Origin of the sequence: Pseudomonas sp. Lb2C2, assembly GCF_052112205.1 — a bacterium.
Classification (GTDB): domain Bacteria; phylum Pseudomonadota; class Gammaproteobacteria; order Pseudomonadales; family Pseudomonadaceae; genus Aquipseudomonas; species Aquipseudomonas kilonensis.
Genome location: NZ_JAUTYW010000006.1, coordinates 467,192 through 481,423, shown reverse-complemented (window position 1 = coordinate 481,423; position 14,232 = coordinate 467,192). Strand labels below are relative to the sequence as shown.

Sequence of the window (14,232 nt, the reverse complement as noted above, 5' to 3'; positions counted from 1 at the left end):
CGCAGCGACCCTTCTTTGTTTGCCAGTGGGTGCTAGGCACCCAAGCGGGAGCAAGCTCCCTCGCCACAAAAGCATGCTTGCCGCATGAGTATTTGCATCAGGGCTCTCGGCGGCGCGTTTCGGCGGCCATGAGCGGCTGTTTCGGTGCAGTGTTCAGGTACGGATTGGCGCAACCGATCTTCAACGTCCGTGGCGGTGCCCAGTGGGAGTTGTTGCCCACGCGGTCGATGATGCAGTAGGTCACTTCCAGGCGCAGGTCTTCTCCTGCCTCCAGGATGATCTGCGGCGGGACCCAGATATTGATTGGTTGGCCGACCTCGCTGGCGGTGACCGCCGGCAAGTCCATGCGCACATCACCCCAACGCAGGGTCACGGCATCGCCAGCGGCCATGTTCAGGTAGGGTTCGATGGTCAGCGGTACGCCGCGCTTGATCTGGTTGGGGTTCACCCCTTGGCGTCGGATAGTGCCGGGGATGCGCACTGGCGCCAGGCCCTGGTTTTCATCGCCGCTCAGGGCCGACGGCTGCCCGCCGGGGCAATCGAGCTTCGCGTGTACCCGTTGCTTGGCGGATAGCGCCGGCCCACGTCCGACTTGCATCACCCGATAGTGAATGTGCGAGGCTCCATCGGCGATGAAACTCTCCGGGACCCGCAGGATGATGCTGTCTTGCACATCGGTCTGCAACAGCAAGCGCGAGCCGACGTAGCAGTTGTCCCAGAACAGTTCGATCAGGTCACCTGCGTCCATGCCCGGGTAGGGCGCAATGGCAACCTCCAGGTGAGCGGCGTTGGCGATATTGATGCCGGTAGGGTGTGCATTGGCCAGGGTGGGGGCGGCCAGTTCAGGACTCTTCGACTTACATGTCATGGTGTTCTCCTTGATGCTTGAAAACTAAGTCCGTTTCGGAAAGATCAACGGCGATGGCTGATCGCGACATACTTTTATGTGTGCAGCCATATAGGTTGGCCGCGCTTGGTCACTGTGCAGAACATAAATACTGTGCATCGCCTGTTGGGCACTAGTATTTGTGATACAGGGCACTAGATAAGGGCTCAATAGTTTCAGTGTCAATAGAGGCACTTGCTTAATAATTCATTGTGAAATGCTTCAGAAACGTCCTACGCATGCATGTTAAGAATGCCCGGCGTCACAGGCCCTTTTCCTAAGCTCGCCGGTTTATTAAAAGGCTCGAAAGAGCGTCTTTATACTAAAGAGGAGGGGGGCTTGGGCCGCAGGGAAGTGTTGCGAGGGTATGTCCATGCCGCACATAAAACGCTCGCGGATGTTGAGTGGGGCGCAAGTTTCAAGTTGTTTCGTTCTAGCCAAGTTGATGGCAGTGTGGTGTTGAGTGTGTGGCAGCGGTCCCACTTCCATCCCTGGAAGTGATGACGCTCACCATAACTTACTGGGCGCCGTGTCCGGCCGAGAGGATCTTGCTGAGGAACTGTCGCGTGCGTTCTTCCTTGGGCGCTGCAAACAAGGCCTTGGCTTCGCCTTGTTCGACGATCACGCCTTTGTCGAAAAACACCACGCGGTTGGCCACATCCCGGGCGAAGCCCATTTCGTGGGTCACGATGACCATGGTGCGTTTTTCTTCGGCCAAGCCACGAATGGTTGCCAGCACCTCGCCCACCAGTTCCGGATCGAGGGCCGAGGTCGGCTCGTCGAACAGGATCACCGCCGGTTCCATCGCCAACGCCCGGGCAATCGCCACGCGCTGTTGCTGGCCGCCGGAAAGGCGCCGTGGATAGGCGTCTTCCTTGCCGGCCAAGCCGACCTTGGCCAAGAGCTTGCGCCCTAGGGCTTCGGCTTCGGCACGAGGAATTTTCTTCACCACCTGCGGGCCTTCAGTGACATTTTCCAATGCGGTGCGATGGGGAAACAGGTTGAAGTTCTGGAACACGAAGCCCACCTGCTGGCGCAAACGGCGCACCAGGCCCTGTTGCTGGTTCAGCGGGCGACTGCCATCGATTTCGATATCGCCGACCTTGATCCGGCCACTGGTAGGTTCTTCGAGGAAGTTCAAGCAGCGCAGGAAAGTGGTCTTGCCCGAGCCGCTGGGGCCGATGATCGCAACCACTTCGCCTTCTTCGATCTTCAAGTCGATGCCGTTGAGCACCACCTGACCCTTGAACTGCTTTGTCAGTTTTTCCACGACAATCATGGGTCAGGACTCCTGGTCATGCCGATTGACCCGGGCTTCCAGGACGTTCTGCAGGTGCGAGAGCACGCTGGCCAGAACCCAATAGATCAGCGCGGCGGCAAGGTACATGGTGAAGATTTCGAAGGTTCGCGCGGTGATCAACTGCGCTTGGCGGAACAGCTCCGGTACCTGGATGGTCGCCGCCAGCGCGGTGTCCTTGACCAGGGAAATGAAGCTGTTGCCCAACGGTGGCAGGGCCGTGCGTGCGGCTTGCGGCAGGATGGCCCGGCGCAGGGTCTGGGCGCGGGTCATGCCGATGCTTGCCGCCGCTTCCCACTGGCCACGCTCGATGGAACTGATGGCGGCCCGCAGGATTTCACACGCGTAGGCGGCCATGTTCAGCGAGAAACCGATCAGGGCCGCCGGTAGTGGATCCAGCTCGATGCCCAGTTGTGGCAACCCGTAATAGATCACGAACAACTGCACCAGCAACGGCGTGCCGCGAAAGAACGACACGTAGATGCGGGCGATCCAGTTCACCAGTTTGAAGCGCGACAGGCGCATCAGCGCCAGGCCGAACCCCAGCAGCAAGCCGAAAAACATGCCGCCCAGGCTGAGGATGACCGTGTAATACGCGCCCTTGAGCAGGAAGGGCGCGGAGTCCAGTGCGAGTTGAAGAGCTGCTTCCATTATTGGGTAACGTCAGCGCTGAAGTATTTTTCCGAAAGCTTTTTCAGCGTACCGTCGGCGCGCAGTTTTTCGATGGCCTTGTTCACGGCTGCCAACAGCTCAGGCTCGCCTTTGCGCAGGGCAATACCGGACTCCTGGCGCGAAAAGGCTTCGCTGGTGACGGTGGTGTCCTTGGCTTTCTTGGCGTATTCCAGAGCGGCCAGGCGGTCGATCAGGATGGTGTCGATACGACCGACGCGCAGGTCCTGGAACTTGGTAGGGTCGTCATCGTAGGTTTTGACTTGGGCGCCCGGTACTTCTGCCTTGACCCACTGTTCGTAGTTGGTGCCCAGGCCCACGCCGACTTTTTTACCGTCCAGGTCGGCGGCCTTCTTGATGTTCAATTCGTCGGCTTTCTTGGTCAGCACCAGCGCTTGAATCCCGGAAACGGTGTACGGCTCGGAGAAATCGTACTTTTTCTTACGCTCCTCGGAGATGGTCACCTGGTTCACCACTGCGTCCAGACGCTTGGATTCCAAAGCCGCGAGGATGCCGGCCCATGGGGTCGTCTGCAGCTTGACCTTCACACCCAGCTCCTTGGCCAGGGCTTCGGAGAACTCCACTTCGAAGCCGGTCAGTTTGCCGCTCTCATCAACGAAACTGAACGGTGGATAAGTGCCTTCCAAGCCGATCTTGATTTCGCCGGCGTCCTTGATCTTCTGCAGTTGCTCACCGGCAACCGCTTGCCCCAACAAGCCGGCGCTCAATGCCAGGCTCAGCGAACCTACCAACAGGTTGCGACGTAATGCGGAAAAATTCATGACAAGCCCCTGTGTTTTCTTATGAAGAGGTTATTTTGGCTGAGATAAGGCGTAGCCGCGATCTGAAAAGATTGCCACATCCTGCCTTAAAGCAGCTTGGGCGTCTCGCGGCAAATGCGCCTGCGGCGAGACTATAGGATGGCTTTTATAGATTGGAAAATAATATTAAATCAAGCGCATATGTCTATTTGGAATGACTGCTTGTGGGAGCGAGCTTGCTCGCGATCGCGGTGGATCAGCTGAAATTTACGCAACTGACATGCCGCTATCGCGAGCAAGCTCGCTCCCACAAAAGCCTTCCACCGAAGTATTCACTAAGCCTGGAACGCCGCGCTGTAGGCAAACAACGCCGGCGCGCCACCGGTGTGCAGGAAGATGATCGGGCCTTCGTCGAAACGGTCGCGACCCATGCCGTCGAGCAGGCCGGCCATGGCCTTGCCGGTGTAGACCGGATCGAGCAGCAGCCCTTCCTGGCTGGCCAGCAGCTTGACCGCCGCCAGTGTCCCGGCGTTGGGTTCACCGTAGCGGGGGGCGAAATATTCGTCCCACAGGTTCACTTTGAACGCTTCTGGAAGGGCGACTTCGAGCAACGCTGCCGTGCGCTCGGCCAGGCCCTGGACCTTCGGAAACTGGTCCTCCTCGCTGCGCGAAACCGTGACACCGATGACAGGCAGCGCCGGCAGGGCTTCGCTCAGCGCCAGCGCCAGGCCGCTGTGGGTGCCGGCACTGCCCGAGGCCAGTACCACTGCGGCGAATTCAATCCCGGTGTCCTTGATCTGCTCGGCCAGTTCCAGGCCGGCGCGCACATAACCCAGCGCGCCCAAGGCGTTCGAACCACCAATCGGCACCAGGTAGGGTTTTTTCCCGTTGCTGCGCAGGCGACCGGCCAGGGCCTGTAGCTGCTCATCAGCGTTGTCCAGGTTGTCCACCAGTTCGACCTTGGCGTCGAACAGCTCCAGCAGCAACCGGTTGCCGTTGCCCAGGTAATTGCTGTCTTCGGTGCCGATGGGGTTTTCCAGCAAGGCCACGCAACCCAGGCCCAGCTTCGCGGCGAGGGCGGCGGTCTGGCGTACATGGTTGGACTGGATCGCCCCGGCGGTGATGAGGGTATCGGCGCCTTGGGCGATGGCATCGGCGGCCAGGTATTCGAGCTTGCGCAGTTTGTTGCCGCCCAAGGCCAGGGGCGTCAAGTCGTCACGCTTGATATAGATGTCCCGGCCGAGCCAGGTGGAGAGGCGGTCGAGTTTTTCCAGCGGTGTCGGATGGCCGAGCAGGTCGAGACGGTTAAAGCGAGACAGCTGTTGTTTGATCATGGGTCCGTACTGGTTGTAGGCGATGCCTGGACTATAGGCACGCCGATATTCATGGGCAACCGGCATGTGGGAGCGAGCTTGCTCGCGATAGCGGCCTGACATTCAACATCTTCATTGACTGCTACACCGCTATCGCGAGCAAGCTCGCTCCCACAGGGGCTTGGCGCCAGTGAACGAATGCCCTCCAGGCAACGTCATACCCTCTCGTGGGCTAGTGTAGGAAGCGTGCCGTCGAGCCCTGCGATTAGTCCTTAGCTACCTATTCATGTTTAACTTGAACGCTCATTCAAGTTAAACCGTCGGTTTGCTGCCCGCTCACAACAGGAGGCTTGCCTTTGCCGAGTCCGTTTTCGACCACCCCGATTCTTTTTCCCGAGGAGCTTGTTTCATGAGTGCCTCGTCCCTTCCACCCAGCGGCCTGGTCCGCATGAACCCGCCGGTCTTTTACTTCGCCGCGACCTTCATCCTGCTGTTCGGCCTGGTGGTGATTGCCATGCCCGCGCAGGCCGGCGCCTGGCTGCTGGCGGCCCAGAACTGGGCGGCCAATACGGTCGGCTGGTACTACATGCTGGCGATGACGCTGTATCTGGTCTTCGTGGTGGTCACCGCCTTGTCCGGCTACGGCAAGATCAAGCTCGGTGCCGACCACGACGAACCCGAATTCAGTTATCTGTCCTGGGCCGGCATGTTGTTCGCCGCCGGCATCAGCATCACGCTGTTTTTCTTCTGTGTTTCCGAGCCGCTGACCCACATGGTCCAGCCGCCCCAGGGCGAGGCTGGCAACGCGCAAGCGGCACGGCAGGCCATGCAGATCCTGTTCTTGCACTGGGGTCTGCACGGCTGGGGCGTTTTCGCGTTCGTCGGCATGGCCCTGGCGTACTTCGCCTACCGGCACAATTTACCGCTGGCCCTGCGTTCGGCGCTGTACCCGCTGATCGGCAAGCGCATCAACGGTCCCATCGGCTACGCCGTGGACGGCTTCGGCATTATCGCCACGGTGTTCGGCCTCGGCGCGGACATGGGCTTTGGTGTGCTGCACCTCAATTCCGGGCTCGACTATCTGTTCGGCATCGCCCACACCCAGTGGATTCAGGTCGGCCTGATCGTGCTGATGATGGGCGCGGCGATCATTGTGGCGGTGGCCGGTGTCGACAAGGGCGTGCGAGTCATGTCCGACATCAACATGTTGCTGGCCTGTGCGCTGTTGCTGTTCGTGTTGTTCGCCGGGCCCACCCAGCATTTGCTCAACACCTTGATCCAGAACATCGGCGATTACCTCGGCGCCCTGCCGATGAAGAGCTTTGACCTGTACGCCTACAACGAACCCAGTGACTGGCTGGGCGGCTGGACGGTGTTCTACTGGGCCTGGTGGATCGCGTGGTCGCCGTTCGTGGGGCTGTTCATCGCACGGATTTCCCGTGGCCGCACCATCCGTGAATTCGTGTTTGGCGTGCTGCTGATTCCGCTGGGTTTCACCCTGGCGTGGATGTCGATCTTCGGCAACAGCGCCATCGACCAGGTGCTGAACCACGGCATGAGTGCCCTGGGCATGTCCGCCCTGGAAAACCCATCGATGAGCCTTTATCTGCTGCTGGAAACCTACCCTTGGAGCAAGACCGTCATCGCGGTCACGGTGTTCATCAGTTTTGTGTTCTTCGTCACATCCGCCGACTCCGGCACCGTGGTGCTGTCGACGTTGTCGGCCAAGGGCGGCAACCCCGATGAGGACGGGCCGAAATGGCTGCGGGTGTTCTGGGGCGCGATGACGGCCCTGGTGACCAGTGCGTTGCTGTTCTCCGGCAGCATCGATGCCTTGAAGTCGGCGGTGGTGCTGACGTCCTTGCCGTTCTCGTTGATTCTGCTGCTGATGATGTGGGGCCTGCACAAGGCGTTCTACCTGGAGTCCCAGAAGCAGATCGCGCAATTGCACTCCCTGGCCCCGGTATCGGGTTCACGTCGGGGCACGGGCGGCTGGCGCCAACGCTTGAGCCAGGCGGTGCATTTTCCGTCCCGTGATGAGGTGTACCGTTTCCTCGACACCACGGTGCGTCCGGCCATTGAAGAGGTGACCGCGGTGTTCGTCGAAAAGGGCCTGACGGTGGTGACCCAGCCCGACCCGGCCAACGACAACGTCAGCCTGGAGATCGGCCACGGCGAGCAGCATCCGTTCATCTATCAGGTGCAGATGCGCGGCTACTTCACGCCGTCCTTCGCCCGCGGCGGCATGGGCTCGAAGGAACTCAACAACCGTCGTTACTACCGTGCCGAGGTGCACTTGAGCGAAGGCAGCCAGGATTACGACCTGGTGGGCTACACCAAGGAACAAATCATCAACGACATCCTCGACCAGTACGAGCGCCACCTGCAGTTTCTGCATTTGGTGCGCTGATCGAGGCGCTAGGCCTTTCATTGTCACTGGCCTCATCGCGAGCAAGCTCGCTTCCACAGGGTTAGGTGGTTCCCTCCTGTAAGGTTAGTGATTTCCTTGTGGGAGCGAGCCTGCTCCGGGCGGCGATCCGACGATAGCGGCTTGACTGGCGACGCAGAAAAAAACCTCAGACCAGCCCGCCATTGGCCCGCAGGATCTGTCCATTCACCCAGCCAGCGGCCGGGCTCACCAGGAACGCGATGATGCTGGCAATGTCTTGCGGCTGGCCGAGTCGTTCCAGGGGCGGCATCTTGGCGTAGTGCTGCACCTGTTCCTCACTCTTTCCGTGCATGAACAGTTCGGTGGCGACGGGGCCGGGGGCCACGGCATTGACCGTGATCTGCCGACCGCGCAATTCCTTGGCAAACACCTGGGTCAGGGATTCCACCGCGGCCTTGCTGGCGATGTACACCGAGTAGCCGGGCAGGTTCAGGCCCACGGTGCTGCTGGAAAAATTCACGATCCGGCCCCCGTCATTCAAACGGGTCGCGGCCTCGCGCAGGGTATTGAAGGTGCCACGGGTGTTGATGGCGAACGTCTGGTCGAACAGCTCGTCGCTGTGCTGCGCCAGGGGCATCACCTGGAGGATGCCGGCGTTGTTGATCAACACATCGACCTTGCCCAGTTGCGCTTCTGTTTCATCGAACATCCGACGAACATCGGTGGCAGAGGACACGTCTGCCTTCACCGCTATGGCTTGGTGGCCGGCCTGGCGCAATTGCACCACCAACTTGGACGCCTCGCTGGCGCTGTTGGCGTAGTTGATGACGACGGCGAAACCCTCGCTGGCCAGTTGCTTGGCGATTTCGGCGCCGATGCCGCGGGAAGCACCGGTAACGATGGCAACTTTGGACGTTTGAGTCGGCATGTTTGAGTCCTCTTGAAGTGGGTGAAGTCAGGTTCACATGTTTACTCTCGGCGATAAATGCCCGAAAGTTGCCTTGACTATTCAACAATCACTAACAATAAAGGCGCCGGATTCAGATGGATCAAGTCAAAGCGATGAAGGTGTTCGTGCGCATCTACGAGCGAAGCAGCTTCACCCTGGCCGCTGAAGACTTGAACATGCCACGGGCCACGCTGACCCACACCCTCAATCAATTCGAAGCCTGGCTGGGCGTTCGCTTGTTGGAGCGCAGCACTCGCAAGGTGCGCCCGACCCTCGATGGCGAAGCCTATTACCCACGCTGCGTGCAATTGCTGGCGGAACTTGAAGAAGCCGAACTGGCGTTTCGCGGCGTGGCGCCCAAAGGCAAGTTGAGGGTGGACTTGCACGGAACCCAGGCACGGTATTTCGTGATTCCGGCGTTGCCGCAATTCATGGCCCGCTATCCCGAAATAGAACTGTTCATCAGCGAGGCCGATCGTTTCGTCGATCTGATCGCCGAAGGCGTCGATTGCGTGCTGCGCTCCGGTGAGCTGGCGGATTCGTCATTGATCGGTCGGCGTGTCGCCAATCTCCGGCAGATCACCTGTGCCAGTCCCGGTTACTTGCGCCAGTACGGCGAGCCGAAAAGCCTCGATGACTTGAAACATCACAGAGCGGTGAACTACGTCTCGCGGACCACCGCCAAACTCTATCCGTTTGAGTTCATGGTCGATGGCGAACTCAGGGAGGTACCGATCGGAGGCTCGCTGTCGGTGTCCGGCGCCGAAATCTATGCCGCCTCGGCCATCGCCGGCCTGGGTCTGATCCAATGCCCGCATTACCGGATGGAAGAGCCGATCCGGCAAGGCCTGATGCAGGAAGTCCTCACCGCCACCCCACCACCGTCCATGCCGGTGTCGGTGCTCTATCCGCACAACCGACTCATGTCGCCGCGGGTTCGTGTATTCGTGGATTGGGTGGCGGAGGTGTTTGCGCAGGCGCGTTAGTGGGCCCCGTAGTTATCGTTGTCCTTGTGGGAGCGAGCTTGCTCGCGATGAGGCCTTGCCAAGCGATATTTTCATTGGCTGATCCACCGCTATCGCGAGCAAGCTCGCTCCCACTCTATTTGCGAACTTTCAGCCTGACCTATGCGTCTGTGAAGTGTTAGCTTCTGCCACCAGCGTCCGAACAGAGAGCCTTTCGATGACCTACACCGCTGCGCAAAACCGCTACGAGTCCATTCCTTACCGCCGCGTCGGTCGCAGCGGGCTGGTGCTGCCGGCGCTGTCGCTGGGGTTGTGGCACAACTTTGGCGACAGTACGCCCATCGATACCCAGCGTGCCTTGCTGCGCACGGCGTTTGACCTGGGCATCAACCACTTCGATCTGGCAAACAACTACGGCCCGCCCTACGGCAGCGCCGAGATCAATTTCGGCCGGTTGCTGCGCGAAGATTTCAAGCAGTACCGCGATGAGTTGATCATCTCCAGCAAGGCCGGTTGGGACATGTGGCCGGGCCCATACGGCCAGGGTGGTGGCTCGCGCAAATACGTGCTCGCCAGCCTCGACCAAAGCCTGCAACGCCTGGGGCTGGACTATGTGGATATCTTCTATTCCCACCGCTTCGACCCCGACACCCCACTGGAAGAAACCGCCAGCGCACTGGCCACTGCCGTACAGCAGGGCAAGGCGTTGTACATCGGCATTTCCTCGTATTCCGGGGTGAAGACCCGGGAAATGGCGGCGCTGCTCAAAGAGTGGAAAGTCCCGCTGCTGATTCACCAGCCGGCCTACAACCTGCTCAACCGCTGGGTGGAAAAGGACCTGCTGGACGCCACCGACGAACTGGGTACCGGTGTGATCGCTTTCACGCCACTGGCCCAGGGCCTGTTGACCGACAAGTACCTCAAGGGTATTCCGGCCGATGCGCGGGTGAACCGTCCGGGCGGCGGCTCTTTGCAGGCTTCGCACCTGTCGGAGGAAAACATCGCCCATGTACGCGCCCTCAATGAGATCGCCCAGCGGCGTGGCCAAAGCCTGGCGCAAATGGCCCTGGCCTGGACCCTGCGCGATCCCCGCGTGACCAGCGCGCTGATTGGTGCCAGTCGGCCGGAGCAGATTATCGAGAACGTCGGGGCGCTGAAGAACTTGAGCTTCAGCGCTGAAGAGCTGGCCGAGATCGACCGGTTTGCCCAGGAAGGCGGGATCAATCTTTGGGAGAAGCCTTCGTCGGCTGAGTAACGAATCGGCTGATCTGCAATGATCAGCTGAATACACAATCCTGTGGCGAGGGGATAAATCCCCTCGCCACAAGAGCAATTCAGATTCAGTGCCTCACCTGAAAAACGGCACATCCCCCAACACCGTCGCCCGGTGCATCACCCGGCGGGCGGGGCGGTAGTCATCGACGGCAAAGTGCTGGGTGACGCGGTTGTCCCAGAACGCCATGTCGTTGACCTGCCAGCGCCAGCGCAGGGTGAACTCCGGGCGGGTAGCGTGGGCGAAGAGCAGTTTCAGGATCACCTCGCTTTCGGTTTCCGACAGCTCGTTGATCCGTGTCGTGAAGCCTTCATTGACGAACAGCGACCGTCGCCCGCTCACCGGATGAGTGCGGATCACCGGATGGGACAGTGGCGGGTTTTTCCGCCGTGCCTCTTCCCAGCGCGCCAGGTCTTCGGCGGTGTTGCCAAACCGTTCCAATGGAAAGGACCGGGTGAAATCGTGGGTCGCTGTCAGGCCTTCCAGCAAGCGTTTCAAAGGGGCTGACAGCGCTTCGTAGGCCGCGATGCCGCTGGCCCACAACGTGTCGCCGCCAAACGCCGGCAGTAGCTTGGCGCTGAGCACCGCGCCCAGGGCTGGCGTCGGTAAAAAAGTCACGTCGGTGTGCCACACGGCGTTGTCGCGGACATCGGTGACGGCGGTGTCGAGCACCAGTACTTCGGGCTGCTCCGGTACGTTGGGGTAGATCGGGTGAATGTGCAGGTCGCCAAAATACGCGGCGAAACGCGCTTGTTGCGTCGGGTCGATCGGCTGGTCGCGAAAGAACAACACCTGATGCTTGAGCAAGGCCTGCTCGATGGCCTCGCGATGTTCCGGGTTCAGCGGCTGGCTGATATCGATCCCACTGATCTGCGCGCCGAGGGCTGTGCTCAAGGGAGTAATGGTCGGGCGGTTCATCGTCGTGTTCTCGGATTGGGGCGCCGAATGGTCGGCGTGGTCATTGGCTATCAATGGGCCTGGCCGTGCCATGGCACCAGTTTGCGTTGCAGGGCGCGCAGGCCCATTTCCATGGCGAAGGCGATCAGTGCGATCACCAGGATCCCCAGTACCACCACGTCGGTGACCAGGAACTGCGCCGCTGACTGCACCATGAACCCCAGGCCACTGGTGGCGGCGATCAACTCGGCGGCCACCAGCGTCGACCAACCCACGCCCAGGCCGATGCGAATGCCGGTGAGAATGTCCGGCAGGGCACCGGGCACGATCACATGGCGAATCAACTGGGCCCGGGTGGCGCCCAACGATTGCGCAGCGCGTAGCTTGGCCCGGTCGACGGTGCGCACACCGGTGGCGGTGGCAATGGCAATCGGGGCGAAGATCGCCAGGTAGATCAACAGCACCTTCGACAACTCGCCGATGCCGCACCAGATCACGATCAACGGCAAGTACGCCAACGGCGGAATCGGCCGGTAGAACTCGATCAACGGGTCGAGCACGCCGCGCGCGATGCGGTTGGCGCCAATGGCGATGCCCACCGGCACCGCCGTCAGCACCGCGAACAACAGGCCCAGGCCGATGCGTTCAAGGCTGGCGGCCAGGTGCTGCCAGAGGGTCGAGTCCATGTAGCCGCTGGTCGCCAGCAGCCAACCTTTTTGCAGTACGGCAGACGGCGAGGGCAGGAACAGCGGTTCGATCAGGCCGCTGGCGGTGACGGCCCACCAGACCGCCAGCAGTGCGATCAGGGTCAAGCCGCTGATCCAGCGCGTACTCAGGCTGGGCCTCAAGCCGCCGGCCGGGCGCTTGCTCGTCGTTTCACTGACAGCGGCTGGAATTTCGTAGCTGCTCATGCGCGCTCCTGTGGCCGAGTGGCGCTGCGTTGAGAGAACACCTTGGCGAGCACATGCTCGCGGGTTTCGATAAAGCGCGGGTCGGACTTGATCGACCGCGCCGATTCCCCGGCCCCGTAGCGCTGGCCGAAATCCAGGCTCAGGCGCTCGACGATCTGCCCTGGGTTCGGTGCCAACAGAATCAAGTCAGTGGCGAGGAACACGGCTTCTTCAATGTCATGGGTGATCAGGAACACCGGCTTGGCGGTGCGCTGCCAGACCTGCAGCAACAGTTCCTGCATCTGCTCGCGGGTGAAGGCGTCCAGCGCCCCGAAAGGTTCGTCCATCAACAGCACGCGCGGGTCGGCTGCCAGTGCCCGGGCCAGGCCGACGCGTTGCTTCTGGCCGCCGGAGAGCTGCCAGACACGGCGTTGCTCGAAACCGGCCAGGTCCACCAGGGCAAGCATTTCCCGGGCCCGGGCTTCGCGCTTTTGCTTGCCGACCCCAGCCAGTTCCAGGCCGAACCCAACGTTGGCCAGCACGTCCTGCCAAGGCAGCAGTGCATCGTCCTGGAACACCACGCCGCGCTCGGCGCTCGGGCCCTTGACGGGCGTGCCGTCGAGGGTGATCTGCCCGGCGCTGGGCTCGACGAACCCGGCAATCAGGTTCAACAGCGATGTCTTGCCACTGCCGGACGGGCCGAGGGCAACCAGCAATTGCTGGGGCCCCAGGGTCAGTGAAATATCCGCCAGCACCGGTTCCGCCGCGCCGGGGTACTGTGCGCTGATGCGCTCCAGCTGTAGCAAGGCCATCGCGTGTCTCCCTTTTTTCGCTCAACGAGTGATGTATTTGGCGCTGACGTAAGGCGCGTAGTCCGGCAGCACGGCTTCGACCTTGCCTTGCTCCTTGAGGAAGGCTGCGGTGTCGGTGATGGCTTGGGTGGTCGGTGCGCCGAGGCTCACGACCTGATCGGCCGCCAGGGGAAAGACGTTGCCTTGCAGCAACAGCGGGATATCGCTGGCCTTGGCGCCGGAGAGCTTCACCAGTTTGTCGACGTTGGACGCATCGGCCAGCCAGGCTTGTGGGTCCTTGCGGTATTGGGCGTAGGCATCCAGGGTCACTTTGGCGAAGGCTGTGACAATTTCAGGATGTTTCTGGGCGAAGTCCTTGCGCACGATCCAGGCGTCGAAGGTCGGGGCGCCGAACTTGGCCAGTTCCGCGGAGGTGATCAGGACCTTGCCGTTTTCCTTGGCCACGCCCAGGGCCGGGTCCCAGACGTAGGTGGCGTCGATGTCGCCGCGCTTCCAGGCGGCGATGATGGCCGGTGGCGCCAGGTTGAGTACGGTGACTTTCGACGGATCGATGTTCCAGTGTTTCAACGCGGCGAGCAGGCTGTAGTGCCCGGTGGACACGAAGGGCACGGCGATTTTCTTGCCGATCAGGTCCTGTGGAGAGTTGATGCCCGAACCGTCACGAACCACCAAGGCTTCGGCGGCGCCGATCTGGGTGGCGATGAGGAAGGTTTCCACCGGGACCTTGCGGGTGATGGCCGCCGTCAACGGGCTGGAACCGAGGTAGCCGATCTGCACGTCGCCCGAGGCGATGGCGGTGATGACATCGGCGCCGTTGTCGAACTTGCGCCAGTCGATCTTGGTTTGGGTGGCTTTTTCATAGGCGCCGTCGGCCTGGGCGACTTTGGCCGGGTCGACGGTGGTCTGGTAAGCGACGGTCAGGTCGGCCGCCTGGGCAAACAGACTCGTTGCAGCCAGGGAGGCGGCCGCGAGAAGGCGAAGGGGGAAACTCAAAGACATGGGAAAGCTCCTCAACAGGCCGCCGGATGTTCGGCGTTGGAGGAGACTAATTGATCTAATAAATGGAAAATAAATAACTTTTTCGAATGAGCTTATTTTCGAAAAAATCTATAAAACTCGACTGGAAACCCT

The 14,232-nt window shown here is 60.9% G+C and carries 13 protein-coding genes; 3 read left to right on the top strand and 10 right to left on the bottom strand.

Annotation, left to right across the window (positions count from 1 at the left end; genetic code table 11):
• Positions 1-97: 97 nt before the first annotated feature.
• From Q7F16_RS20785 to Q7F16_RS20765, 5 genes are all read right to left on the bottom strand, one after another.
• Complete coding sequence (locus tag Q7F16_RS20785; RefSeq protein WP_409556866.1) at positions 98-868, bottom strand: hypothetical protein; 771 nt, start codon at positions 866-868, stop codon at positions 98-100.
• Positions 869-1,403: 535 nt separating this feature from the next.
• Positions 1,404-2,165: an L-cystine ABC transporter ATP-binding protein TcyN gene (gene tcyN / locus Q7F16_RS20780; RefSeq protein ID WP_046065259.1), complete on the bottom strand. Its 762-nt coding sequence runs from the start codon at positions 2,163-2,165 to the stop codon at positions 1,404-1,406.
• A 3-nt stretch (positions 2,166-2,168) separates the two neighbouring features.
• Entirely contained in the window at positions 2,169-2,834 is a 666-nt protein-coding gene (tcyL, locus tag Q7F16_RS20775) for a cystine ABC transporter permease (protein WP_014336021.1), read from the bottom strand.
• Positions 2,834-3,634, bottom strand: coding sequence for a cystine ABC transporter substrate-binding protein (gene tcyJ / locus Q7F16_RS20770; RefSeq protein WP_046065260.1), 801 nt, complete (start codon positions 3,632-3,634; stop codon positions 2,834-2,836). The genes tcyL and tcyJ overlap by 1 nt, the downstream gene beginning before the upstream one ends.
• A 314-nt stretch (positions 3,635-3,948) precedes the next feature.
• Complete coding sequence (locus Q7F16_RS20765; RefSeq protein WP_046065269.1) at positions 3,949-4,947, bottom strand: D-cysteine desulfhydrase; 999 nt, start codon at positions 4,945-4,947, stop codon at positions 3,949-3,951.
• Between the two features lie 427 nt (positions 4,948-5,374).
• On the opposite strand from Q7F16_RS20765, the gene betT reads away from it, so the two are divergent.
• Entirely contained in the window at positions 5,375-7,336 is a 1,962-nt protein-coding gene (betT, locus tag Q7F16_RS20760; RefSeq protein ID WP_162843731.1) for a choline transporter BetT, read from the top strand.
• Between the two features lie 166 nt (positions 7,337-7,502).
• Here betT and Q7F16_RS20755 read toward each other — a convergent pair whose 3' ends face one another.
• The gene (locus tag Q7F16_RS20755) at positions 7,503-8,243 is read right to left on the bottom strand and encodes an SDR family oxidoreductase (RefSeq protein ID WP_046065261.1); all 741 of its coding nucleotides are present in this window, start codon (positions 8,241-8,243) and stop codon (positions 7,503-7,505) included.
• Between the two features lie 116 nt (positions 8,244-8,359).
• Here Q7F16_RS20755 and Q7F16_RS20750 point away from each other — a divergent pair, with 116 nt between their 5' ends.
• Positions 8,360-9,250, top strand: coding sequence for a LysR family transcriptional regulator (locus tag Q7F16_RS20750; protein WP_046065262.1), 891 nt, complete (start codon positions 8,360-8,362; stop codon positions 9,248-9,250).
• A 196-nt stretch (positions 9,251-9,446) separates the two neighbouring features.
• On the top strand, positions 9,447-10,484 hold the full coding sequence (gene mgrA, locus Q7F16_RS20745; RefSeq protein WP_014336027.1) for an L-glyceraldehyde 3-phosphate reductase: 1,038 nt from the start codon (positions 9,447-9,449) through the stop codon (positions 10,482-10,484).
• A 93-nt stretch (positions 10,485-10,577) separates the two neighbouring features.
• Here mgrA and tauD read toward each other — a convergent pair whose 3' ends face one another.
• From tauD to tauA, 4 genes are read right to left on the bottom strand one after another with little or no spacing between them, the layout of a single operon-like run.
• On the bottom strand, positions 10,578-11,420 hold the full coding sequence (gene tauD, locus Q7F16_RS20740; protein WP_046065264.1) for a taurine dioxygenase: 843 nt from the start codon (positions 11,418-11,420) through the stop codon (positions 10,578-10,580).
• 50 nt (positions 11,421-11,470) lie between these two features.
• A complete protein-coding gene (gene tauC, locus Q7F16_RS20735) occupies positions 11,471-12,310 on the bottom strand; it encodes a taurine ABC transporter permease TauC (RefSeq protein ID WP_046065265.1) in 840 nt (279 codons plus the stop codon).
• Complete coding sequence (tauB, locus tag Q7F16_RS20730; protein ID WP_095963000.1) at positions 12,307-13,101, bottom strand: taurine ABC transporter ATP-binding subunit; 795 nt, start codon at positions 13,099-13,101, stop codon at positions 12,307-12,309. The genes tauC and tauB overlap by 4 nt, the downstream gene beginning before the upstream one ends.
• Positions 13,102-13,122: 21 nt before the next feature.
• A complete protein-coding gene (gene tauA / locus Q7F16_RS20725; RefSeq protein ID WP_214510989.1) occupies positions 13,123-14,100 on the bottom strand; it encodes a taurine ABC transporter substrate-binding protein in 978 nt (325 codons plus the stop codon).
• Between the last annotated feature and the right edge of the window lie 132 nt (positions 14,101-14,232).

What these genes read in the sequence shown, in the direction of transcription:
- Q7F16_RS20785 (WP_409556866.1), bottom strand. Translation starts at nt 868, where the DNA reads ATGACATGTAAGTCGAAGAGTCCTGAACTGGCCGCCCCCACCCTGGCC.
- tcyN (WP_046065259.1), bottom strand. Translation starts at nt 2,165, where the DNA reads ATGATTGTCGTGGAAAAACTGACAAAGCAGTTCAAGGGTCAGGTGGTG.
- tcyL (WP_014336021.1), bottom strand. Translation starts at nt 2,834, where the DNA reads ATGGAAGCAGCTCTTCAACTCGCACTGGACTCCGCGCCCTTCCTGCTC.
- tcyJ (WP_046065260.1), bottom strand. Translation starts at nt 3,634, where the DNA reads ATGAATTTTTCCGCATTACGTCGCAACCTGTTGGTAGGTTCGCTGAGC.
- Q7F16_RS20765 (WP_046065269.1), bottom strand. Translation starts at nt 4,947, where the DNA reads ATGATCAAACAACAGCTGTCTCGCTTTAACCGTCTCGACCTGCTCGGC.
- betT (WP_162843731.1), top strand. Translation starts at nt 5,375, where the DNA reads ATGAACCCGCCGGTCTTTTACTTCGCCGCGACCTTCATCCTGCTGTTC.
- Q7F16_RS20755 (WP_046065261.1), bottom strand. Translation starts at nt 8,243, where the DNA reads ATGCCGACTCAAACGTCCAAAGTTGCCATCGTTACCGGTGCTTCCCGC.
- Q7F16_RS20750 (WP_046065262.1), top strand. Translation starts at nt 8,360, where the DNA reads ATGGATCAAGTCAAAGCGATGAAGGTGTTCGTGCGCATCTACGAGCGA.
- mgrA (WP_014336027.1), top strand. Translation starts at nt 9,447, where the DNA reads ATGACCTACACCGCTGCGCAAAACCGCTACGAGTCCATTCCTTACCGC.
- tauD (WP_046065264.1), bottom strand. Translation starts at nt 11,420, where the DNA reads ATGAACCGCCCGACCATTACTCCCTTGAGCACAGCCCTCGGCGCGCAG.
- tauC (WP_046065265.1), bottom strand. Translation starts at nt 12,310, where the DNA reads ATGAGCAGCTACGAAATTCCAGCCGCTGTCAGTGAAACGACGAGCAAG.
- tauB (WP_095963000.1), bottom strand. Translation starts at nt 13,101, where the DNA reads ATGGCCTTGCTACAGCTGGAGCGCATCAGCGCACAGTACCCCGGCGCG.
- tauA (WP_214510989.1), bottom strand. Translation starts at nt 14,100, where the DNA reads ATGTCTTTGAGTTTCCCCCTTCGCCTTCTCGCGGCCGCCTCCCTGGCT.